Source organism: Streptomyces calvus (assembly GCF_006782915.1).
Taxonomy (GTDB): domain Bacteria; phylum Actinomycetota; class Actinomycetes; order Streptomycetales; family Streptomycetaceae; genus Streptomyces; species Streptomyces calvus.
The window spans coordinates 109,202-132,409 of the sequence record NZ_VCNP01000009.1 but is presented as its reverse complement, the minus strand read 5'-3'; the positions used below and the strand labels follow the sequence as shown (position 1 = coordinate 132,409).

General features: G+C 71.7%; 19 protein-coding genes. 11 read left to right on the top strand and 8 right to left on the bottom strand.

The genetic code is table 11. The features are described 5' to 3' along the window. Positions 1-3 precede the first annotated feature (3 nt). From FGW31_RS03940 to FGW31_RS03925, 4 genes are read left to right on the top strand one after another with little or no spacing between them, the layout of a single operon-like run. Complete coding sequence (locus FGW31_RS03940; RefSeq protein ID WP_142191912.1) at positions 4-954, top strand: carbohydrate ABC transporter permease; 951 nt, start codon at positions 4-6, stop codon at positions 952-954. After that, positions 951-1,817 carry a carbohydrate ABC transporter permease gene (locus tag FGW31_RS03935; protein WP_142191911.1) on the top strand — a complete coding sequence of 289 codons (867 nt, stop codon included), beginning with the start codon at positions 951-953 and terminating at the stop codon, positions 1,815-1,817. The genes FGW31_RS03940 and FGW31_RS03935 overlap by 4 nt, the downstream gene beginning before the upstream one ends. A gap of 36 nt (positions 1,818-1,853) precedes the next feature. Then, the gene (locus tag FGW31_RS03930; protein ID WP_142191910.1) at positions 1,854-3,488 is read left to right on the top strand and encodes a glycoside hydrolase family 13 protein; all 1,635 of its coding nucleotides are present in this window, start codon (positions 1,854-1,856) and stop codon (positions 3,486-3,488) included. 46 nt (positions 3,489-3,534) lie between these two features. Beyond that, positions 3,535-5,709 (top strand): discoidin domain-containing protein, encoded by a 2,175-nt coding sequence (locus FGW31_RS03925; protein ID WP_142191909.1) that lies wholly within the window; start codon positions 3,535-3,537, stop codon positions 5,707-5,709. 87 nt (positions 5,710-5,796) lie between these two features. On the opposite strand, the gene FGW31_RS03920 is transcribed toward FGW31_RS03925, so the two are convergent. The 8 genes from FGW31_RS03920 to FGW31_RS03890 all read right to left on the bottom strand — a co-directional run bounded on the left by FGW31_RS03920 (position 5,797) and on the right by FGW31_RS03890 (position 14,198). Beyond that, positions 5,797-6,699: a TauD/TfdA dioxygenase family protein gene (locus FGW31_RS03920; protein ID WP_142191908.1), complete on the bottom strand. Its 903-nt coding sequence runs from the start codon at positions 6,697-6,699 to the stop codon at positions 5,797-5,799. A 131-nt stretch (positions 6,700-6,830) separates the two neighbouring features. After that, entirely contained in the window at positions 6,831-7,793 is a 963-nt protein-coding gene (locus FGW31_RS03915; protein WP_208765803.1) for an ABC transporter permease, read from the bottom strand. After that, positions 7,790-8,638, bottom strand: a complete 849-nt coding sequence (locus tag FGW31_RS03910; protein ID WP_142191907.1) for an ABC transporter ATP-binding protein — start codon at positions 8,636-8,638, stop codon at positions 7,790-7,792. The genes FGW31_RS03915 and FGW31_RS03910 overlap by 4 nt, the downstream gene beginning before the upstream one ends. Before the next feature lie 4 nt (positions 8,639-8,642). Beyond that, positions 8,643-9,713, bottom strand: coding sequence for an ABC transporter substrate-binding protein (locus tag FGW31_RS03905; RefSeq protein WP_142191906.1), 1,071 nt, complete (start codon positions 9,711-9,713; stop codon positions 8,643-8,645). A gap of 216 nt (positions 9,714-9,929) precedes the next feature. Further along, a complete protein-coding gene (locus FGW31_RS36175) occupies positions 9,930-10,004 on the bottom strand; it encodes a putative leader peptide (protein WP_373303468.1) in 75 nt (24 codons plus the stop codon). A gap of 225 nt (positions 10,005-10,229) precedes the next feature. After that, positions 10,230-11,012: a sulfite exporter TauE/SafE family protein gene (locus FGW31_RS03900; protein ID WP_142191905.1), complete on the bottom strand. Its 783-nt coding sequence runs from the start codon at positions 11,010-11,012 to the stop codon at positions 10,230-10,232. Between the two features lie 10 nt (positions 11,013-11,022). Further along, positions 11,023-13,194 carry an FAD/NAD(P)-binding protein gene (locus FGW31_RS03895; RefSeq protein WP_142191904.1) on the bottom strand — a complete coding sequence of 724 codons (2,172 nt, stop codon included), beginning with the start codon at positions 13,192-13,194 and terminating at the stop codon, positions 11,023-11,025. Next, on the bottom strand, positions 13,191-14,198 hold the full coding sequence (locus FGW31_RS03890) for an amino acid ABC transporter permease (RefSeq protein WP_142191903.1): 1,008 nt from the start codon (positions 14,196-14,198) through the stop codon (positions 13,191-13,193). Before FGW31_RS03890 ends, FGW31_RS03895 begins: the two co-directional genes overlap by 4 nt. A 650-nt stretch (positions 14,199-14,848) precedes the next feature. On the opposite strand from FGW31_RS03890, the gene FGW31_RS35465 reads away from it, so the two are divergent. From FGW31_RS35465 to FGW31_RS03860, 7 genes are all read left to right on the top strand, one after another. Then, on the top strand, positions 14,849-15,064 hold the full coding sequence (locus tag FGW31_RS35465; protein WP_373303465.1) for a hypothetical protein: 216 nt from the start codon (positions 14,849-14,851) through the stop codon (positions 15,062-15,064). After that, positions 15,061-16,020, top strand: coding sequence for an ABC transporter substrate-binding protein (locus tag FGW31_RS03885; RefSeq protein WP_233452374.1), 960 nt, complete (start codon positions 15,061-15,063; stop codon positions 16,018-16,020). The genes FGW31_RS35465 and FGW31_RS03885 overlap by 4 nt, the downstream gene beginning before the upstream one ends. Before the next feature lie 190 nt (positions 16,021-16,210). Continuing rightward, on the top strand, positions 16,211-16,975 hold the full coding sequence (locus FGW31_RS03880; protein WP_142191901.1) for an amino acid ABC transporter ATP-binding protein: 765 nt from the start codon (positions 16,211-16,213) through the stop codon (positions 16,973-16,975). 124 nt (positions 16,976-17,099) lie between these two features. Next, a complete protein-coding gene (locus FGW31_RS03875; RefSeq protein ID WP_142191900.1) occupies positions 17,100-18,317 on the top strand; it encodes an LLM class flavin-dependent oxidoreductase in 1,218 nt (405 codons plus the stop codon). 19 nt (positions 18,318-18,336) lie between these two features. Then, positions 18,337-19,719 carry an NtaA/DmoA family FMN-dependent monooxygenase gene (locus FGW31_RS03870; RefSeq protein WP_142191899.1) on the top strand — a complete coding sequence of 461 codons (1,383 nt, stop codon included), beginning with the start codon at positions 18,337-18,339 and terminating at the stop codon, positions 19,717-19,719. 309 nt (positions 19,720-20,028) lie between these two features. Continuing rightward, positions 20,029-20,910, top strand: a complete 882-nt coding sequence (locus tag FGW31_RS03865) for a glutathione S-transferase C-terminal domain-containing protein (protein ID WP_142191898.1) — start codon at positions 20,029-20,031, stop codon at positions 20,908-20,910. A 235-nt stretch (positions 20,911-21,145) separates the two neighbouring features. Next, positions 21,146-23,200, top strand: a complete 2,055-nt coding sequence (locus tag FGW31_RS03860) for a phosphocholine-specific phospholipase C (protein WP_142191897.1) — start codon at positions 21,146-21,148, stop codon at positions 23,198-23,200. Positions 23,201-23,208: the final 8 nt, after the last annotated feature.

Sequence of the window (23,208 nt, the reverse complement as noted above, 5' to 3'; positions counted from 1 at the left end):
GCGATGAAGACCGTCGAACGGCCGGCCCCGCTCCCACCGGTCCGCCCGGTGCAGGCGCCGTCCCCGGCCGGGGACCGCAGACGGCGCCGCCTCGCCGACCACCTGCGCGCCTACGGCTTCCTCGCCGGCGGCCTCGTCTGCTTCGCGCTGTTCTCCTGGTACCCGGCGATCCGCGCGGTCGTGATCGCCTTCCAGACGTACACACCGGGCTCGGAAGCCGAATGGGTCGGCACCGCCAACTTCACCCGCGTCCTCCATGACCCCGAGTTCGGCGCCGCCTGGCGCAACACGCTCACCTTCACCCTGCTCGCCCTGCTGATCGGCTTCGCGATCCCCTTCGTGCTGGCCCTCGTCCTCAACGAACTCAGGCACGCCAAGGCGTTCTTCCGGGTCGTCGTCTACCTGCCGGTGATGATCCCGCCGGTGGTCAGCGCCCTGCTGTGGAAGTGGTTCTACGACCCGGGCGCCGGCCTCGCCAACGAGGCACTGCGCTTCCTCCACCTGCCCACCTCGAACTGGTCCAACGGCGCCGACACCGCCCTGGTCTCCCTCGTCCTCGTCGCGACCTGGGCCAACATGGGCGGCACCGTCCTCATCTACCTCGCCGCCCTGCAGTCCATCCCCGGCGAGCTGTACGAGGCCGCCGAACTCGACGGCGCGGGCCTGCTCCAGCGCGTCCGCCATGTGACGATCCCGCAGACCAGGTTCGTCATCCTGATGCTGATGCTCCTGCAGATCATCGCCACCATGCAGGTGTTCACCGAACCCTTCGTGATCACCGGCGGCGGTCCGGAGAACTCCACGGTCACCGTCCTCTACCTCATCTACAAGTACGCCTTCCTCTACAACGACTTCGGCGGCGCCTGCGCGCTCAGCGTGATGCTCCTCGCCCTGCTCGGCGTGTTCTCCGCCGTCTACCTCCGGCTCACCCGCTCCGCAGAGGAGGCCGCATGAGCGCCGGCACCCGCACCCTCGTCTCCCCGGCCGTGCTGGCCCGCCCCCGCGGCAGGGCCGCCTACTGGACGGTGTTCACCGGCGTCGTCGTGCTGTTCGCGCTCGCCTTCCTCTTCCCCGTCTACTGGATGGTGAGCGGCGCGATGAAGTCACCGGACGAGGTGGCGCGCACCCCGCCCACCCTCGTCCCGGAGAGCTGGAACACCAGCGGCTACAGCGACGCCTGGGACCTGATGCAGCTGCCCACCCACCTGTGGAACACGGTGGTGCAGGCGGCCGGCGCCTGGCTGTTCCAATTGGTGTTCTGCACGGCCGCCGCCTACGCCCTGTCCAGGCTGCGGCCCGCCTTCGGCAAGCTGGTCCTCGGCGGCATCCTCGCCACGCTGATGGTCCCGGCCCAGGCCCTGGTCGTACCGAAGTACCTGACCGTGGCGGACCTCGGGCTGCTCAACGACCCGCTCGCCATCTGGCTGCCCGCCGTCGCCAACGCCTTCAACCTCTACCTGCTCAAGCGGTTCTTCGACCAGCTGCCCAGGGACGTGCTGGAGGCCGCCGAGATGGACGGCGCGGGCCGGCTGCGCACCCTGTGGTCCATCGTGCTGCCCATGTCCCGGCCCGTGCTCGGCGTGGTGTCGATCTTCGCGCTGGTCGCCGTGTGGCAGGACTTCCTGTGGCCGCTGATGGTGTTCTCCGACACCGACAAGCAGCCGATCGGCGTGGCCCTCGTACAGCTCTCGCAGAACATCCAACTGACCGTGCTCATCGCCGCGATGGTGATCGCCAGCATCCCCATGGTCGCGCTGTTCCTCGTCTTCCAGCGGCACATCATCGCCGGAATCAGCGCGGGCAGCACCAAGGGCTGACACCGGCACCCTTCACAGAAGAGAAAGGCACGCACCGTGGGACAGCCCACCCCTGCCCGGAGCGACGACTGGTGGCGCTCCGCCGTCATCTACCAGGTGTACGTCCGCAGCTTCGCCGACGGCGACGGCGACGGCACCGGAGACCTCGCGGGCGTCCGCGCCAGGCTTCCGTACCTCGCCGAACTCGGCGTCGACGCCCTGTGGTTCAACCCCTGGTACCTGTCCCCGATGAAGGACGGCGGCTACGACGTCGCCGACTACCGGTCGATCGACCCGGCCTTCGGAACCCTCGCCGAGGCGGAGAAACTCATCGCCGAGGCACGCGAGCTGGGCATCCGCACCATCGTCGACATCGTGCCGAACCACGTCTCCGACCAGCACCCGTGGTTCCGCGCCGCCCTCGCCGGCGGCCCCGAACGCGACCTGTTCCACTTCCGCCCGGGCCGCGGCGAACACGGCGAACTCCCGCCGAACGACTGGCGGTCGGAGTTCGGCGGCCCCGCCTGGACCCGCCTTCCCGCCTCCCCTGACCCTGTCCAGGACGGCCCGTCGCGCTCTGCCGATACGGGCGGCGACTGGTACCTCCACCTGTTCGCCCCGGAACAGCCCGACCTCAACTGGGCCCACCCCGCCGTCCGCCAGGAGCACGAGGACATCCTGCGCTTCTGGTTCGAGCGGGGCGTGGCGGGCGTGCGCATCGACTCCGCCGCGCTGCTGGTGAAGGACCCGCGGCTGCCCGACTTCACCGAGGGCCGCGACCCCCACCCCTACGTCGACCGCGACGAACTCCACGACATCTACCGCTCCTGGCGGGCCATCGCCGACGAGTACGGGGCCGTCTTCGTCGGTGAGGTCTGGCTCCCGGACACCGAACGCTTCGCCCGCTACCTCCGCCCCGACGAACTGCACACCGCGTTCAACTTCTCCTTCATGGCCTGCCCCTGGGACGCGGCCCGGCTGCGCGCCTCCATCGACGAGACACTCGCCGAGCACGCTCCGGTGGGCGCCCCCGCCACCTGGGTGCTGTGCAACCACGACGTGACCCGCACGGTCACCCGCTACGGCCGCGCCGACACCGGCTTCGACTTCGCCACCAAGGCCTTCGGCACCCCCACGGACCTGGCGCTGGGCACCCGCCGGGCCCGCGCCGCCGCCCTGCTGTCACTGGCCCTGCCCGGCGCGGTCTACCTCTACCAGGGGGAGGAACTGGGCCTGCCGGAAGTGGAGGTGGAGCGCGAGCTGATCCAGGACCCGATGCACGCCCGGTCCGGCGGCGTCGACCCGGGACGCGACGGCTGCCGGGTGCCGCTGCCCTGGGCGGCCGACGCGCCGTATGCGGGCTTCGGGTCGCGTCGGACACCGTGGCTGCCGCAGCCCGACGGCTGGGCGGACCACGCGGTCGACCGCCAGCTCGACGATCCCGGCTCCATGCTCTCCCTGTACCGCCGGGCGATCCGCCTGCGCCCCGCCTTCGGCGACGGACCGCTCACCTGGCTCCCCGCACCCGACGGCGTCCTCCACTTCGCGCGGGCCGGCGGTGCGCGCTGCCTGGTGAACCTCTCCGACACCCCGGCCGCACTGCCCGACCCCGCCGGGATCCTCCTCGCCAGCGGCCCGCTCGACCCCGACGGACGACTGCCGCAGGACACGGCGGTCTGGCTGCGCGCCTGAGACCGCACCCGCTCGTTCCCGCACCCCCACACGAAGGGATCAGCACATGAGCACGCACGGAACCACCCGGTCCACCGTCAGGAGCATGTCCGCGGTCGCTGTCGCGGTCGCCCTGGCCGCCGGCACGCTCGTCGCCCTGGCCCCCGTGCCCGCCCACGCCGCGGGCGCCACCCTCCCCTTCACCTCCGTCGAGGCCGAGTCCGCCACCACCACCGGCTCGAAGATCGGCCCCGACCACACCCAGGGCACCCTCGCCTCCGAGGCCTCCGGCCGCCGGGCGGTACGACTGAACGCGGGTCAGCGCGTGGAGTTCACGGTGCCGCGCGCGGCCAACGCCGTGAACGTGGCCTACAGCGTCCCCGACGGCCAGTCCGGCTCGCTCGACGTGTACGTCAACGGCCAGAAGCTCGCCAGGACCCTCCCGGTGACCTCCAAGTACTCCTACGTCGACACCGGCTGGATCCCCGGCGCCCGCACCCACCACTTCTACGCCAACTCCCGGCTGCTGCTCGGCCGTGACGTGCAGGCCGGGGACAAGGTCGCCCTCCAGGCCACCGGCGTCCAGGTCACCGTGGACGTCGCCGACTTCGAGCAGGCCGCCGGTCCGGCCGCGCGGCCCGCCGGCTCCGTCTCCGTGACCGACAAGGGCGCCGACCCCACCGGCCAGGGCGACTCCACACAGGCGTTCCGGGAGGCCATCGCCGCCGCCCAGGGAGGAGTGGTGTGGATACCGCCGGGCGAGTACCGCCTCACCTCCTCACTGAACGGCGTACAGAACGTCACCCTGCGGGGCGCCGGACACTGGCACTCGATCGTGCGCACCTCCCGCTTCATCGACCAGCAGAACTCCGCGGGCAACGTCCGCATCCAGGACTTCGCGGTCATCGGCGAGGTCACCGAACGGGTCGACTCCAACCCGGACAACTTCGTCAACGGCTCCCTCGGCCCGAACTCCTCCGTCTCCGGCATGTGGCTCCAGCACCTCAAGGTGGGCCTCTGGCTGACCGGCACCAACGACAACCTCGTCGTGGAGAACAACCGCTTCCTCGACATGACGGCCGACGGACTCAACCTCAACGGCAACGCACGCGGCGTGACGGTCCGCAACAACTTCCTGCGCAACCAGGGCGACGACGCGCTCGCCATGTGGTCGCTGTACGCGCCGAACACCGACAGCACCTTCGAGAACAACACCGTCTCGCAGCCGAACCTCGCCAACGGCATCGCGATCTACGGCGGCACCGACATCACCGTCCGGAACAACCTGGTCACCGACACCAACGCCCTCGGCAGCGGCATCGCCATCTCCAACCAGAAGTTCCTCGACCCCTTCCACCCGCTGTCCGGCACCATCACCGTCGACGGCAACACCCTCGTGCGCACCGGCGCGATGAACCCCAACTGGAACCACCCGATGGGCGCCCTGCGCGTCGACTCCTACGACAGCGCCGTCGAGGCGCAGGTGAAGATCACGAACACGACCGTCACCGACAGTCCCTACAGCGCCTTCGAGTTCGTCTCCGGCGGCGGACGCGGACACGCCGCGAAGAACATCACCGTCGACGGCGCCACCGTGAACCGGGTGGGCACGGTCGTCGTGCAGGCGGAGACCCAGGGCGCCGTCACCTTCCGCGACGTCACCGCGACCGGCGTCGGCTCGGCCGGCGTCTACAACTGCCCCTACCCGGCGGGCTCGGGCGCCTTCACGCTCACCGACGGCGGCGGCAACTCCGGCTGGGACAGCACCTGGCCGGACTGCTCCACGTGGCCGCAGCCCGGCCAGGGCACCCCCGACCCCGACCCGGACGTGAACCTCGCCCGGGGCCGCACGGCCACGGCCACCGGCTCCCAGGACGTCTACACCCCGGGCAAGGCCGTCGACGGCGACGCGAACACCTACTGGGAGTCCGCCAACCACGCCTTCCCGCAGTCCCTGACGGTCGACCTCGGCTCCACGCGGACCGTGCGCCGGCTGGTGCTGAAGCTGCCGCCGCAGGCCGCGTGGCAGGCCCGCACCCAGACACTGTCCGTGCAGGGCAGCACCGACGGCTCGGCGTACGCGACGCTGGTCGCCTCGAAGGACTACCGCTTCGACCCGGCCACCGGCAACACCGTGACCATCCCGGTCAGCGGCAGCGTCCGCCACCTGCGGCTGCACGTCACCGGCAACACCGGCTGGCCGGCGGCCCAGTTCAGTGAGGTGGAGGCGTACCTCTCGTGACGTCCTGAGACGGGCCCGCGCGCCCCGCCGCCGTTCCACGAACCGCCGGGCAGGGGCGCGTGTCCCCTGCCCGGCGGTTCATGGGTCTCAGGCAGCCGCGACCGGGGTGTAGTCGGAGGCGTCGTCGCCCTCGACGATGTAGCTGCGGCTGCCGTCCACACCGGCCGGGACGTCGCCGGCGACGGTCACCCGGTGCAGCAGGCGCGGGAGGTCGCCGTAGTCGTCGGGCGCGTAGTGCTGGGTGATGCGGTTGTCGAACAGGACGAGGTCACCGGGCGTCCAGGTCACACGCACGATGTTCTCGGGTCGGGTGACGTACGACTGGAGGATGCGCAGCAGGTCGCGGGAGTCGGAGGAGCCGAGGCCGACGAGGGTCTGGGCGAAGCCGCCGATGAACAGCCCGCGCTCGCCGGTCTCCGGGTGCACGCGGACGACGGGGTGGGCGGTGCGGTACGTACGGGAGACGAACCGCCTGCGGTACTCGGCCGCCTTCTCGTTCCTCGGGGCGGCGTAGTCGTAGTCGTTGGTGTGCACGGCCCACAGCCGGTCGGCGAGCTCGCGCAGCGGGTCGGGCAGGTCCCGGTAGGCGGCGGCCGAGTTGGCGATGAGGGTGTTGCCGCCGTAGGGCGGCACCACGATGCTGCGCAGCGTGGACGCCTTCGGGGGCGTCCGGACGAAGGTGACGTCCGTGTGCCACTGGTTGGCGCGGATGCCTTCTTCGCCGTCGACGGGCAGGATCTGCGGCCGGCCCTCGACGGAGGCCACGGTGGGGTGGGCGGCGGTGAGTTCACCGAAGAGGGAGGCGAAACGGAGCTGGCCCGCGTCGTCGAGCTGCTGGTCGCGGAAGACGAGCGCCTTGTGTTCGAGGAGCGCGGAGTTGATCTCGGTGACGACGGCGGGGTCGAGGTCGGCGGAGAGATCCACGCCGAGGATCTCGGCGCCGATGCGGCCGCCGATCCTGCGGATGTCGAAGCCGGTGCCGGTGGTCATGCGGGTGTCCTTCCGTGAAGTGGCCGCCAGGTGGTGGCCGTCAGGTGGTGACCGGTCGGGAGGTGACCGGTCGGGAGGTGACCGGTCGGGAGGTGATCGGTCGGGGACGGTCGTGGAGAGGGCGGCCGGGTTCAGCCGCCGGCGGGTACGCGCCAGGAGCTGAGCCGCTTCTCCAGGGCCACCAGCAACTGGTTGAAGGCCACGCCGATGGCGGAGATCGTGACGATGCCCGCGTACATCTGCGGGATCGCGAAGTTGTACTGCGAGGCGTTGATCAGGTATCCGAGGCCCGCCTTGGCGCCGATCATCTCGGCGGCGACCAGCACCAGGATCGACACCGCTCCGGCCAGCCGGATGCCGGTGAAGATCATCGGTACCGAGGACGGCAGGATGACCTTCTGGAACACCCGGGCCGCGGACAGGTCCATCGACTTCGCCAGCTTCAGCAGGGTCGGGTCGACGGTGCGGACCGCGCTGATGGTGTTGAGCAGGACGGGCCAGGTGCACGCGTACACCACGATGGAGATCTTCGAGGTCTCGCCGATGCCCAGCAGCAGCACGAACACCGGGAGCAGGGCCAGCGCCGCCGTGTTGCGGAAGACCTCGAGGAGCGGCCCCAGGACGTCGGCGACCGGCCGGTACCAGCCGATCAGCAGGCCCAGCGGTACGGCGCAGACCACGGCGAGACCGAATCCACTCAAGGAGCGCACCAGACTGGCGCGTGCGTTGTCGGCCAACTGGCCGTCGGCGGCCAGGTCCCACCAGGCGGCGGCGACCTCACTGAACGGCGGCAGGAAGGTCCGGTCGGCCAGGCCGAGTCGCGGCGCGGCCTCCCACAGCAGCACCAGCGCCACGATCGCCGCGGACCTGGTCGCCCCGCCCAGCAGCAGGTGGGGCAGCCGGCGCACCGACCGGCGGATCCGTTCCGTGGTGGCGAGGGCCCGGCGTGCGTCCGAGGACGGACCTTCGGACGGCGCGGAGGCAGTGGGTGCGGACGGTGCGGGAAGCGCGGGGGCCGACAGGGGTGCGGCGGCTTGTGCGGAGTCCGGTGCCGTCGTGCCGCTGCCGGTGGTCGTGCCCGGTACGGGGCTCATACGGAAACCTCCTCCTTCTCCAACCGCTGGGCCCTGGTTACCTCGTCGTGCAGCAGTGACCAGATCCGGTGCCGGTGGCGTGCGAACTCGGGACTGGAACGCAGGTCGTCCGTGGCCGTACGGGAGCCGAGGGCGACCGGCACGACCTGTTTGACGCGTCCCGGCCGCGACGTCATGACGGCGACGCGCTGTCCCAGGTAGACCGCCTCGTCGATGCCGTGGGTGATGAAGACGACGGTCTTGCCGGTGCGCTGCCAGATGCGCAGCAGCTCGTCCTGGAGCGACTCCCGGGTCTGCGCGTCCAGTGCGGCGAACGGCTCGTCCATCAGCAGGACGCCGGGGTCGTAGGCGAGGCTGCGGGCGATCGCCACCCGCTGCCGCATCCCGCCCGACAACTCGTGCGGATGCCGGTCCTCGAACCCGGAGAGGCCGACGAGCCCGAGGAACTCCCTGGCGCGCGCGGCACGTGGACGCCGCGGCACGCCGGTGGCCTCCAGTCCGAACTCGACGTTTCCGAGCGCCGTCCGCCACGGCAGCAGCGCGTACTGCTGGAACACGACGCTCCGGTCCGGTCCCGGACCGGTGACGGGCCGGCCGTCCAGCAGGATCCGCCCGCCGGTGGGCCGGTCGAGGCCGGCGAGCAGGTCCAGCAGGGTCGACTTCCCGCAGCCGCTCGGGCCCACGATGACGACGAACTCGCCGTCCGCGATCTCCAGGTCGACACCGTCGAGGGCGGTGAACCGGCTCGTCCGCCGGTTTCCCGCGCGGTCCTTGACGGTGAACTCCTTCCGTACGTCCTTGAACACGATCTTGGGCGTCGGGGACTGCGTGGTGGTTCCGGGCATGGGATCAGCTCCCGCTCGTCGTGGCGGAGGAGGCCGCAGCGGACGGTGCCACGGCGCCCTGACCCGCGGCGTTGAACTCATTGGTGTAGAGGTCCGACAACGTGACCCGGTCCCTGTCGATGTCACCGCGCTCGGCGAGCCAGTCGATCCACAGCTGGAGCTCCTCGGAGGTGATCCGGCCCGCCGTCTCGGCGACGCCGTAGGACCGCCAGTACTTCAGGGGCGCGGTGTCCTCGTTGCGGCCGCGCCTCTTCACGATGTCCGTCATCCGGGCGACGACCTCCTCGTGCGGAGTGGAACGGGACCACTCGATCGCCTTTCCGACGGCGGTGACGAAGGTCCGGGCCGTGTCGGGGTTCTGCTTCAGGAAACGGTCCGTCATCACGTAGGTGCCGGCGCTGAACGCGCCGAGCAGGCGGTAGTCCGTGAACAGCGGGCGGATGCCACCGGCGGCCAGGGCCTTGTCGCGCAGGATGCCGCCGAGCACGGCCACGTCGATCTGCTTCTGACGCAGCGACTGCTCGGTGCTGACCGGGGGCACCACGAGTGGCTCCACCGTGCCGATCTGCGCCCGGGGCAGACCGCCCCTGCGCAGGTAGATGTCGAGCATGGCCTCGGCGTGCGCGCCGAGCGTGTTCATCCCCACCTTTGCGCCGATCAGGTCCCGGGCCGAGCGGACGGGGCTGTCCTCAAGGACGTAGAAGCCGTTGTAGGCGTACTGGTCGGCGCCGTAGTAGCTGATGACGGCTTTGACGGGGGCGTTGTTGGCGGCCAGTTTGACGACCGCGCCGTTGAACGCGCCGCCGAAGTCGGTCTGGCCCGTGGCCGCGGACTGGATGTCCTGCGGTCCGCTGCTCGTGTTGCCGACCCACTCCAGTGTCACGTCCTCCAAATAGCCGAGGTCCTCGGCCAGTTCGGGCAGGATGACCTGGCCCGCCCAGCCCTGGTACCGGATGGTCCTGGTCCGGCCCCCGCCGGCGGTGGCGCCCGTGGCGACCGGGCCGCAGCCCACGGCGACCGCCGAAAGACCGAGCAGGGAGAGGAACTGTCGTCGGTTCGATGCCGTCGTGGCCATGGGCGATTCCTGTTCGAGATCGGCTGGAGCTGCTGGAAAGCGCATTGTGTTTCTGACGTCGCCTGTTCCGGCGGGAATTGGGGGAATTCCCGGAAACCTTCCGGAATTCTGTCCGTGCGCAGTTCCGTTGAACGATGAGGAACGCGGCGAAATGCGTTCCTGGAAGTGGAGAACCCTGATCGGAGGAAGGGCCTCGTCCGAGATGGCTGCGACGATTCAGGCACAGATGGCGCTGGCCTGACGTCGCAAATCGACGTGCAGACGGGCGGCGAGGTTCTTGGACGGGATCACGGTTACGAGAGTTTCAGCGAAGGGCGGCCACGTCAATGTGCCGTGGGAATACGTCGCACGTTCTCAACAGTCCGACATGCGAGTGCAGTACGGCGTTCACAATGCACCGACTGCACGGTGAGGTCGACGTGCGGATCCCGCCGATCCTGTTGATTCACCGGTCCGGTGCATTCCGCCGGCGCAGCCGTAGCTGTCGTTGCCGTCGTCTCTGTGGGAGCGGGACCGTCAGCGCAGTGACTGCACGGCGTAGAGGGCACCGAGGGCGACGGCCAGGGCGCCGAGCACCAGACGCAGCGCGGTTTCGGGCAGCCGCGGTTGCAGACGCGCCCCGAAGTAGCCGCCGATCAGACCGCCCAGACCGCAGGCCAGGCCGAGGTACCAGTCGGGGGCGACGGCACCGGAACCGGTCAGGGACAGCAGCGCGAAGGTCGACGCGCCGGCCACGGACGTGGCGAAGGTCGACGCGAGGGCGGCGGGCGCCACCCGGGCGACCGGCAGGCCCCGGCCGACCAGGACGGGCCCGAGGACGGATCCGCCGCCGATCCCGTAGATCCCGCCGACGACCCCGACGACCAGAGCGAGTCCGGTGACGGCACGGCGGGAGGGAGCCTGGGCCGGGGTGTGCCGGGCGGGCCGGAGGGTACGCGCGACGAGCCACAGGCCCAGAGGCAGTAGCAGAACGGCGACCAGGAGGCGGAAGGCCGTCGCGCCGGGAACGGCGAAGACCCGCAGCACGGCTCCCACGACCACCCCGGGCAGGGTGCCGGCGAGCAGAAGGCGGGTCAGCGGGCTGTGCAGCAAACCCGCACGGCGGTAGCGCACCAGGGCACCGGGCCCGGCCACCACGTTGAACAGCAGGTTCGTGGGCGTGACCGCCGGGCCGGCCACACCGAGCACGCTCAGCTGCACGGGCAGCAGGAACACCGCGCCGGACACTCCCACCGGCGCGGTGACCACCGCTGTCAACAGGCCGAACGCGAACCCGGCGAGCCCCGTCGACCACGTCATGGCAGCTCCCTCACCGCACGCCCGCCCAGGGCCGCCCCGGTGGTCCGTCGGCCGGCTCCGCCGGGTCGGGCGGGCCGGGCGAACGCGGGGTGTGCGCGATCGCGGAAGCGGTCTGCGACATCGCCGGCCGGGTGGCCGGCGGGCTCGTCGGGGACGGGGACGGGGACGGGGACCCGGGCAGGGCGCTCAGGGTGCGCAGCAGGGCGCGGGCCACCGCGTCGTTCTGGCGGAAGACCGGGGCGTCGGTGCGGGGACGGGCGAAGGCGGCGACGGCCCTGCTGTTGGTGGGTGCGCCGAGGGCGATGCGGCGGGGATGAGGGCCGCGCAGTGAGGGGTCGACGACGTGGCCGTCGGCGGGGGAGACGGCCAGCAGGCCGGAGCGGTGGGTGTGGGTGGCGTCGGCGACGACCTCCTCGGCGAGCGCGCCGTCCCGGTACAGGCCGCGCAGGAGCGGGTCCTCGGTGCGGGCCAGGGAGGGGCGCGGCAGGTACGCCTCGATCAGGGCCCCGGCGTGGACGGGACGGCCGGGGACGGTGGGGCTGGTCGCGGTGAACGTGCCGGTGGCCTCGTCGGTGCCGATCCGGATCTCCGCGCCGACGAAGCGGACGACGCCGGCCCGCGACAGCGCCAGGAGCTGGCGCAGGCGGAAGCCGGGCGGGCCGGAGGCGAGGAAGCTGAAGAAGCCGTGCCACCAGCCGTCGAGGTCGTCGGCGACCGAGCGGGCCGTGAGCCGGCCGGAGGCGACCAGGCGGGGCAGGTGGCCGTAGACGGACAGCAGGGCGAGGAACGCCCCGAGGTCGGCACTGAACTCCGGGTTCTCGCGGCGTGCGACGTCCCGCGCGATGTGGTCGCGCAGATGCTCCTGGAACGCTTCCGGCGTGTCGAAGGACACGCCGTCCAGGGGGTGGTCGAGGGCTTCGAAGTCCAGCCGGTCCGCCGGATCGGGCACGGCGGAGGCAACGAGGGCGGCCATGTCGTCCGAGTACCAGTCGAGTCGGTCGTAGGAGTCGGCGAAGTCCGGCCAGGGCAGCGTGGTGCGCCCGGGACGGGCGTGGAAGAGCTCGTGGTAGTGACCGTAGCCGATCTCCTTGGCCATCAGCGGCCACACGTCGTGGCGCAGGTCCAGCGGGCGTGCCCCGGCGAGCAGGGCGTCGACCGCGTCGGGACCGAAGTGGCGTGGCAGCGGGGGCCTGGGCCCGCGCAGGCGGTAGCGGGTCTTGGAGTGGTACGGCACCCCGCGTCGCGATCCGACGTGGAGGACGGGCTCGCGGCCGGACGGGAGGTAGGTGAGGGTGCCGTCGGCTTCGGTGCGGTAGGAGCCGCCGCGCCCCTCGGTGAGGAGCGCCATCAGGTCGATGAACGCCAGCCCGAACCCGCGGACGATGACGTGCTCGCCGGGCCGCAGCGCCGACAGGTCGGCGTCGGAGGAGAACTCCGGCGGGAGGTGGAAGAGACCGTGGCGGCGGGCGAACTCGGCGTGCGCGCGGTGCCGTGCGTCCGGTGCGGAGCTGATGTGTCCCTGGGCGAGCACCACCAGGTCGGCGGTGAGCGGGGTGGCACGGTCGGCCAAGTGCACGCACTGCGGCCCGTCCGCAGGCCCGGTGACGGCCGTCGCCGTGGCCCGGTGCCACTCGACGGTGACGGACGGCGGCAGTTCGGCCAGCGCCCGGCGGAACACCCAGTCCAGGTAGGCGCTCTGGGCGCGGCGGGTGGGGAAGTCGCTGCCGGCCAGCGTGCGCAGTTCCGCGAGCACGTCCGGGTCGGCGGGCGGTGGGGACGCCGTGCGGGCTCGGGGGGCGTCTTCCGGTTCGGGCGCGGCCGGGGCCGGGGGAGGGGCCGGGAGGCCGGGGGAGTGCGGTGAGCGCCGCGGGTCGTGACCGGCGTGCCGGGCGGCCCATTCGGCGAGGGAGGGGCCGGGCCGTACCGGGCCCTCGATCGTGGAGGACTCGTCGGTGAACATGGTGACGTCCTCGGCCATGGAGTTCATGCGCAGCAGCGGGGACTGCTCGTGCCGCCAGATCCGTCCCGGGCCGGGCGGGTGCGGGTCGACGAGGTGGATGCGCAACGCCCTTGTGCCGTCCCAGAGTTCGGGGGCGTTCGCCGCGATCCGCTCCAGCAGGCCGGTGGCGCGCGGCCCCGCGCCGACGACGACCAGGACGGCCGGGGCGGGGACGCCGCTCACCGGTCACCGCCGGTCGCGGGGCGGACGTCGGCGGCCGCCGGGACGCGCAGCCGGGTGCGTACGACGGAGAGGCGACCGCGCAGCCGCTGCAGCGGAGTGGGCGGCAGCGCCCGGGAGTCGCCGCGCGCGTAGTACCGCTCGACGTAGTACTGGCCCGCGCCGAGCACGCTGGTGACCGCGACGTACCAGAGCGTGGCGACCATCAGCAGCGGGATGACCTGGTACGTCTGGTTGTAGATGAGCTGCACCGAGTACAGCAGGTCGTGCACGGCGAGCACGCTGACGATGCTGGTGCCCTTGAGCGTGCCGATCAGCATGTTCCCTGCGGTCGGCACGATGGAGCGCATCGCCTGGGGGACGACGATCCGGCGCAGGGTGCGGTGCCCGGGCAGGCCGAGCGCTTGCGCCGCCTCGGTCTGGCCGGCGTCGACGGAGAGGATGCCGCCGCGCACGACCTCGGCGGCGTAGGCGGCCTCGTGCAGGGTCAGGCCGATGACGGCGGTGAGGGTGGGGCCGAGCAGGTGCACCGTGGTGACGGTGACGAACTCCGGCCCGTACGGGATGCCGAGGCCCAGCGTCGGGTACAGGGCACCGATGTTGAACCAGAACAGCAGCTGCACCAGCAGCGGCGTGGACCGGAAGATCCACACGTAGCCCCAGCTCAGTGTGCGCAGCACCGGATTGTCCGAAAGCCGCATCACCGCGAGCACGGTGCCGAGCAGGAACCCGAGCACCATCACCGCGCCCGTCAGCCACAGGGTGAGCACCAGCCCGTCGAGCACGGCGGCGCTGGTGAAGTACCGCCCCACCACGCCCCACTGGAAGGCCTCGTTGCGGACGACCGAGTTGAGCACCATCGAGAACACCAGCAGGGCGGCGGCAGCGGCCACCCACCGGCCGATGCGGCGGCGAGGCACGACCCGCGGCAGGTCGGGTCCCGGGGCGGGCGCGGGCCCCGGGGACTTGGCGGCAGAGACGGATGTGACGTCGGATGGTGTGACCATCGGGAGGCTCTCCGGGAGGGAAGTCGCAGGCGTGGGTGATCACCCGGTGACATCCGCAGGGAGGCGCAACGGTGCGGGCGATGCGCGGGGTGCGGTGCGGCCGGGGTTCGGCGTCGTCACGTTCGCCGCGTCCCTCAACGCGGCCGGAAGGGCTGCCGCGCCAGGGCGGGGCCGGTCCGTCACCGAGATGCTATGTGCCCCTGGCACGGATGTGTCAACAAGGCGTTGGGAGAGGCGGTCCGAGACGGTGTCCGGCATCCGGCCGCCGCTTGACGAACAGCGGGATGTCCTGCTCAATTGACCGCATGACTGCCCAGGAGCGCTTGGTCTCGCGCCACCACATCGACTTCGGTCGGGTGTGGTCGGCCGCGTGTTGCGCCTGATCCGGCAGCGGGCCGTCCGACCGGCCCTTCCCTCCCTCGGTGCCCCCGTTGCGGGCCGGGTTCTCTCTTCACGCGCGCTGCCGCAGCTCCGTTCCTCCTGACGCCCGACGTCGTCACGCCCTTACGCACCCGCCTGTCTGACGATTCATCACCCATGCCCGTTCGCGGGGCGGTTCCGCCATGCCCGCGTGCGGTCGCTTCCGAAAGGCCATCGCCATGCCCGTGGAATGCCCAGGCACCGCCGCCACCCACGACCCCGCCCGGCGCGTGCCTGCCGAACAGGAGCGCGCGGCGCGTGCTCGCGGAGAGCGGCGGATCCGATGGACCACCGGCCCACGCCGGCCGGAAGCCGGCGGCCTCCACCTCGCCACCGGATGCACGCCGCGGCTCGACACGGCGGCCGGCCCGGAGGGCATCGGCCCGCTGCCGTTGGAGGAGCACCTCGCCATCACCTCGCACCCCGGAAAGGCCACCGACCTGTGAACGCCCCCAGGACCGGAAGCGGACCGCGCAGCGCCGCCGTCCTCGCTCTCCTGCTGCCGCTGCTCGCGCTGACCGCCTGCGGCTCCGGTGCCACCGACGGCACGGCGGCACAGGCCGCCCGGTCCTCTCCTGCACCGACCGACGACCCGGTCGCCGCCGTACGCGAGGTCGACTCCGTGGCCGCCCTGCTGCCCGCCGACGTGCGCAGGAAGGGCACACTGCGGGTCGGCAGCTCGATCGGCTTCCCGCCCGGGGCCTACTACCCGAACGGCCCGGACAGCGCGCCCGCCGGCCAGGACATCGATCTGGCCGACGCCGTGGCCAAGGTGCTCGGCGTGAAGCTGGAACGGCAGGACGCCTCCTTCGAGACGATCCTGCCGGCGCTGGGCAGCGGCAAGTACGACGTCGGCACCGGCAACTTCGGTGTGACCCGTGAGCGCCTGAGGACCATCGACTTCGTCACCTACATCAACGACGGCCAGGGCTTCGCGGTGAAGAAGGGCAACACCCGGCTGCGGACGAAGGTCACCGACCTCACCCAGTTGTGCGGGCTGACCGTCGGCACCGGCGCCGGCACCACCTTCGAGGCGACCCTCACCGCACAGAAGGGCGTGTGCGCGAAGGCGGGCAGGAAGCCGTACGACGTGAAGGTCTACTCGGAGAACGGGGCGACCCTCACCGCGCTCCAGCAGGGCCGGATCGACGTGATCATGTCGACCATCAACGGCCTCCGCCACCAGGCGGCCCAGCCCGCTTCCGGGACCGCGTTCCTCGGCGAGTACCACCGTCTCGACGTCGGTTTCGTCTTCAAGAAGGGCTCCCCGCTCACCAAGGCCTTCCAGGCCGCCGTCAACGAGCTCATCGAGGACGGCACCTACGCCCGGATCCTCGCGAAATGGGGCACCGGCGCCTCCGCGATCGATGCGTCGCGGATCAACCCGCCCGAGCACACATGAGACCCGCCCCGGACGACCCGGCCCGCTCCAGGCCGTCCCCGCACACCACCACACCCGCGCGGCCCGCCGCCCGCCCACGTCCCCTCCGGTCCGGCGCGCCCGCCGCTTCGCCGGCGCCGCGCGCGGCGCCGGCCCGGCGCCACCGGCCCGTTGCGGCACTCAAGACCCCCGAACTCCTGGGAGACAGCCGATGAGTCAGGTCATGGTGGACGTCCACGGCGTCCACAAGAGTTTCGGCCCGCTGAAGGTGCTGCGCGGCGTCGACCTCCAGGTGCGCGCCGGTGAGGTCACCGTGATCCTCGGCCCCTCCGGGTCCGGCAAGTCCACGCTGCTGCGCACCATCAACCACCTGGAGAAGGTCGACAGCGGCTGGATCGGCGTCGACGGGGACCTCATCGGCTACCGCCGCTCCGGGGACAGGCTGCACGAGCTGAAGGAGAAGGACGTCCTGAAGCAGCGCACCCACATCGGGTTCGTCTTCCAGAACTTCCACCTCTTTCCGCATCTGACCGTGCTGGACAACCTGGTCGAGGCCCCCGTCTCCGCGCTGCGCAGGCCGCGCAAGGAGGCGGAGGAGACCGCCCGCCGGCTCCTCGCCCGGGTCGGTCTCGCCGACAAGGCCGACGCCTACCCGCGCCAGCTCTCCGGCGGGCAGCAGCAGCGCGTGGCCATCGCCCGGGCCCTCGCCCTGGAACCGAAGGTGCTGCTGTTCGACGAGCCCACCTCGGCGCTGGACCCGGAACTGGTCGGTGAGGTCCTCGACGTCATCAAGGACCTGGCCGGCAGCGGCACCACCATGATCGTCGTGACCCACGAGATCGGCTTCGCCCGTGAGGTCGCCGACACCGTGGTGTTCATGGACGGCGGAGTCGTCGTGGAGCAGGGACCGCCCGCGGCCGTTCTGGACGACCCGCGGCACGAGCGCACCCGCACCTTCCTCGCCAAGGTCCTCTGACCGCCCCTCACCCGTTCCACGCGCAAGGAGAACGACCGTGAGCCAGTGGAACAGCAAGAACGAGAAGGCCGGCCGCCCCGAACCGTCCTCGCCCCTTCACGGACTTCCAGGAAGGCACACCCGCGTGTCCTCAGCATCCCGTTCCCCGCTGCACCTTGCCGTCGCCCTGGACGGCACCGGCTGGCATCCCGCCTCCTGGCGCGAGCCGGTGGCCCGCCCCCGCGACCTGTTCACCGCCGCCTACTGGGCCGACCTGGTCGCGGAGGCCGAGCGCGGGCTGCTCGACTTCGTGACCATCGAGGACGGCCTCGGCCTCCAGTCGTCCCACTTCCCGGACCCGGACGAGCGCACCGACCAGGTGCGCGGTCGTCTGGACGCCGTCCTCATCGCCTCCCGCGTGGCACCACTGACCCGGCACATAGGGCTGGTGCCGACGGTGGTCGCCACCCACACGGAGCCGTTCCACATCTCCAAGGCGATCGCCACCCTCGATCACATCAGCACCGGCCGCGCGGGCCTGCGCGTGCAGATCACCGCCCGCCCGAACGAGGCCGCGCACTTCGGCCGCCGCACCATCCCGCGGATCGAGGCCCACGACCATCCGGACACACAGGAAGTGGTCGCCGGCCTCTTCGACGAGGCCACCGACTACGTGGAGGTGGTGCGCCGCCTGTGGGACAGCTGGGAGGACGACGCCGAGATCCGGGACGCCGCCACCGGCCGCTTCATCGACCGCGACAAACTGCACTACATCGACTTCCGGGGCCCGTACTTCAGCGTCAAGGGCCCCTCCATCACCCCCCGTCCGCCGCAGGGCCAGCCGATCGTCAGCGCGCTCGCCCACGACACCGTCCCGTACCGGCTCGTGGCCCGCGCCGCCGACATCGGCTACGTCACACCGCACGACACCGACGAGGCCCGTGCGATCGTCGCTCGGATCCGCGCCGAGCAGCGGGCGGCCGGGCGGTCCGCCGAACCGCTGCACGTCTTCGGCGACCTGGTGGTCCTCCTCGACGACGACGCGGGCGCCGCGAGGGCACGCCGGGAACGGCTCGACGCGCTCGCGGGACAGCCGTACCCGAGCGACGCCCCGGTCTTCACCGGGACACCGGCCCAACTGGCCGACCGCCTCCTGGAGTTCCACCGAGCCGGCCTGTCCGGCTTCCGGCTGCGCCCCGCCGTCGCCGGACACGACCTCCCGGCGATCACCCGGGGGCTGGTGCCCGAACTCCAGCGGCGCGGCGTCTTCCGCCGCTCCTACGAGGCCGACACCCTGCGCGGCCTGCTGGGCCTGCCCCGCCCCGCCAACCGCTACGCAGCCGCAGCCGCAGTCACCGCCTGAGCCGAGGGACGTCACCACCATGAGCAAGCCGCCGAAGCAGATCCACCTGGCCGCCCACTTCCCCGGCGTCAACAACACCACCGTGTGGAGCGACCCGAGGGCCGGCAGCCACATCGAGTTCAGCTCCTTCGCACACTTCGCGCGGACCGCCGAGCGTGCCAGGTTCGACTTCATGTTCCTCGCCGAGGGACTCAGGCTCCGCGAACAGGGCGGTGCGATCTACGACTTGGACGTCGTCGGCCGCCCCGACACCTTCACCGTGCTGGCCGCGCTCGCCGCCGTCACCGAGCACCTCGGCCTGACGGGCACCATCAACTCCACCTTCAACGAGCCGTACGAGGTGGCCCGCCAGTTCGCCAGTCTCGACCACCTCTCCGGCGGGCGCTCCGCCTGGAACGTCGTCACCTCCTGGGACGCCTTCACCGGCGAGAACTTCCGCCGGGGCGGCTTCCTGCCGCAGGAGGAGCGCTACTCCCGCGCCAAGGAGTTCCTGGCCACGGCGAACGAACTCTTCGACTCCTGGCACGGCGACGAGATCCTCGCCGACCCGGCCACCGGCACCTTCCTGCGGGACGCCAAGGCGGGCGCCTTCGCCCACACCGGACAGCACTTCGACATCCACGGACAGTTCAACGTCCCGCGTTCCCCGCAGGGCCGCCCGGTCGTCTTCCAGGCCGGGGACTCCGAGGAGGGCCGCGAGTTCGCCGCCGCCGAGGCGGACGCCGTCTTCAGCCGGCACGGCACCCTCGAGGCGGGCCAGGCCTTCTACGCGGACGTGAAGTCCCGCCTGGCGAAGTACGGCCGCCGCCCCGACCAGCTGCTCATCCTGCCCGCCGCGACCTTCGCCCTCGCCGACACCGACGCGGACGCCGAGGAACTGGCCCGCGAGGTGCGCCGGCAGCAGGTCAGCGGGGCCACCGCCATCAAACACCTGGAGTTCGTCTGGAACCGGGACCTGTCGGCGTACGACCCGGAAGGGCCCCTGCCCGACATCGACCCGGACGTCGGCGACGACCACATCTCCCAGGGCCGCGCCCAGGTCCGCATGTACCGGGATCCGCTGGCCACCGCCCGCGAGTGGCGCGAACTGGCCGCCGCCAACCACTGGTCCATCCGCGACCTGGTCATCCACACCGGCAACCGGCAGAACTTTGTCGGCTCCCCGGCCACCATCGCGAACACCGTCAACCACTTGGTGCAGGCCGACGCGAGCGACGGCTTCATCCTCGTCCCGCACATCACCCCGGGCGGCCTGGACGAATTCGCCGACAAGGTGGTCCCGCTGCTCCAGGAGCGGGGTGTGTTCCGCACGGAGTACGAGGGCACGACCCTGCGCGACCACCTGGGCCTGGCGCCCCCGGACGACAGCGAGAGCTCCGCGCGCGGTTCGAGGGCCTCTTGACGGGGCGCGGACGCGGCCTGACACTCCACTAGGAGATTCCTAGTGAACCGGTAGGGAAACATGGACTGTGCTGTGCCGGACCCCGGCGGTGACGCTGCCCGCGTCACCGTCCGGCAGCTGCCCCTGCTGACGTCCCGCCGCCATGTCGACCTCCTGCGTGTGTGCAGTGCGGCGGGTTCGCCGCACGACGGCCGTCCCGTCCCCGCTCACGTCTGACCCCACCCGACCGAGTGCCGCATCCCGGCCGTGCCGAAGTCGCCGCGTGCCGTCACCGTCGTGCGCCCACGACCGAGCATCCCAGGGAGACGCGTGTCCGCCACCACCCCGACAGCAGTGCCGTCCTTCCGCAGCAGGATCGGCCGTGACGCGCGCAGCGGCTACTACGCGACGCCGCGGCGCTTCCGGCTGCACCTCGCCCTCTCCTGTCCGTACTGCCTGCAGATCGCCGTCACACACAGCCTGCTCGGCCTCGACGGCACGCTCCCGATGACGCTGCTACCGGCCGTGCCGGACGCGCCCGGCGGCGGGCACCGTGCACTGCGCCCGCTGTACGAGGCCAGTTCGCACCAGCACCCCGGACCGGCGGTGGCGCCGGTCCTCAGCGACGACTGGACCGGAACGATCGTCAGCACGCACACACCCGACATCCTGCGGGACCTGGCCCGGCGGTTCGGCGGCCACGGTCCCGACCTCCACCCGCACGGTGCCGAGGAGGCGATCGAGAACGTGGGCCGGCTCTGCGAGCGCGGCATCACCGCCACCGCGCAGCGGGCCGGGCAGTCCGACGCCGACCCCGCGGCACGCGACACCGGGCTGGCCACCCTGCTGCGCACACTGGACGCGCTGGAGTGGCGGTTCGCCTCCCGGCCCTACCTGCTGGGTGACGAACTCACCCTGGCGGACGTGCAGTTGTGGGTGACGCTGGTGCAACTGGACCTCGTGCACCGCCACCACCTGGACGCCGCCGCGGTGCACCGGATCACCGATCACCCGCGTCTGTGGGCGTACGCCCGACGGCTGGCGGCGCACCCGGCCTTCGGTGCCCACCTCGACCTGGACGGCACGGCCCGCAGGCACCATGCCCGATGCCGGGGCAGGGAGGCCGCCGGCGCGGCGGTGCGGATCGTGGACTGGGCGGCGTTCGCACGGCCGGAGGCGCGGCAGCCGGTGCGGCACCTCGGCCGACCGTGAGGCAGGAGACGACGCACGGCCTGCGGCTCGAGTGCGCCCGACCGGCCGGCGCGTGGAGGCGGGCGCCTCGGGCGGTGGTCCCGGGCACCCCGCGTACCGGTGACCTTCACACCGGCGCCATCGCACCCTTCCCTGCCGTTCGCTGCTCCTGGAACACTCCTGTCGCGCGCGTTCCGTCATCCATCCGGTGCCGTCCGGCCGGATGCGTCCCCCAGGCGAGAGGCTCTCCACCCCCATGCCCGAAGTCAACCGGCGCCGGTTCCTCCAGCTCGCGGGCGCCACCACGGCGTTCAGCGCGCTGTCCGCGAGCATCGAGCGGGCCGCCGCACTCCCGGCGAACCACCGCTCGGGGTCGATCGAGGACGTCGAGCACATCGTCGTCCTGATGCAGGAGAACCGTTCCTTCGACCACTACTTCGGCAAGCTGCGCGGAGTCCGCGGCTTCGGCGACCCGCACCCGGCGGCGCCGGCCGGCGGCCGGTCGGTGTGGCACCAGACCACCGAGGACGGCACGGAGGTGCTGCCGTTCCACCCGCAGGCCGACGACCTCGGCATGCAGTTCCTCGAAGGGCTGCCGCACGGCTGGTCCGACGGCCAGGACGCCTACCACGACGGTACGTACGACCGCTGGCTGCCCGCCAAGGGCACCACCACGATGGCGTACCTGACCCGCGAGGACATCCCCTTCCACTACGCACTCGCCGACGCCTTCACGGTCTGCGACGCCTACCACTGCTCCTTCATCGGCTCCACCGACCCCAACCGCTACTACATGTGGTCCGGCCACACCGGCAACGACGGCAAGGGCGGCGGGCCGGTCCTCGGCAACGACGAACTGGGCTACGACTGGACGACGTACCCGGAACGCCTGGAGGAGGCCGGGATCTCCTGGAAGATCTACCAGGACATCGGCGACGGACTGGACGCCGCGGGCCACTGGGGCTGGATCTCCGACGCCTACCGCGGCAACTACGGCGACAACTCGCTGCTGTACTTCAACAAGTACCGCAACGCCCGGCCCGGCGACCCCTGGTACGACAAGGCCCGCACCGGCACCGACGTCAAGAACGGCGACGGCTACTTCGACCGGCTCCGCGCCGACGTGGCGGCCGACCGGCTGCCGCAGATCTCCTGGATCGCCGCGCCGGAAGCCTTCTCGGAGCACTCCAACTGGCCCTCCAACTACGGCGCCTGGTACATCTCGCAGGTCCTGGACGCGCTCACCTCCAACCCGGAGGTGTGGGCGAAGACCGCCCTGTTCATCACGTACGACGAGAACGACGGCTTCTTCGACCACGTGGTGCCGCCGCTGCCGCCGAAGTCGGCCGCCCAGGGCAGGTCCACCGTCGACGTCTCGCTGGACGTCTTCGAGGGCAGCGCCACCCACCGGGAAGGCTTCTACGGGCTGGGTCCGCGCGTGCCCATGCTGGTCGTCTCGCCCTGGAGCAAGGGCGGTTACGTCTGCTCCGAGACCTTCGACCACACCTCGCTCATCCGGTTCATGGAGAGCCGGTTCGGAGTGCGCGAGCCGAACATCTCGCCGTGGCGGCGCGCCATCTGCGGCGACCTGACCAGCGCGTTCGACTTCTCCCGCAAGGACAGCCGGCCGGCCCGGCTGCCGGACACTGACGCTTACGAGCCGCAGGACCGCGAACGCCACCCCGACTACCGGCCCACGCCCCCGGCCGACCCCAGCCTGCCCCGGCAAGAGCGGGGACTGCGCCCGGCCCGCCCGCTGAAGTACGCGCCGGCGGTGGACGGTTCGGCCGACCGGGAGGCCGGGACGTTCACGCTGGCCTTCACCGCCGGCGCCGTGGCGGGCGCGGCCTTCCTGGTCACCTCCGGCAACCGCACGGACGGGCCGTGGACCTACACGACCGAGGCCGGCAAGGCCCTGTCCGACACCTGGAACTCGGCGTACTCCGACGGCACGTACGACCTGACCGTGCACGGCCCGAACGGGTTCGTCCGGGTGTTCCGGGGCACGAACGCGACCGCCGGCTGCGAGGTCACCGCCCGCCACATCGGGGACGACATCCGGCTGACGTTCGTCAACGAGGGCGCCGGCACGGCCCGTCTGCGGCTGGCCGACGGACACTCCGGCCGCACCTCGACGGTCACCGTCCGCCCCGGCGCGACCGTGGACCGCACGATCGACCTGCGCGCCGGCCGGCGCTGGTACGACCTGACGGTCACCTCGGCGGCCGACACGTCCTTCCACCGCCGCTTCGTGGGCCACGTCGAGAACGGCCGGCCGGGCGTCAGCGACCCGGCGATCGCCACGGACTGACCGTCCCG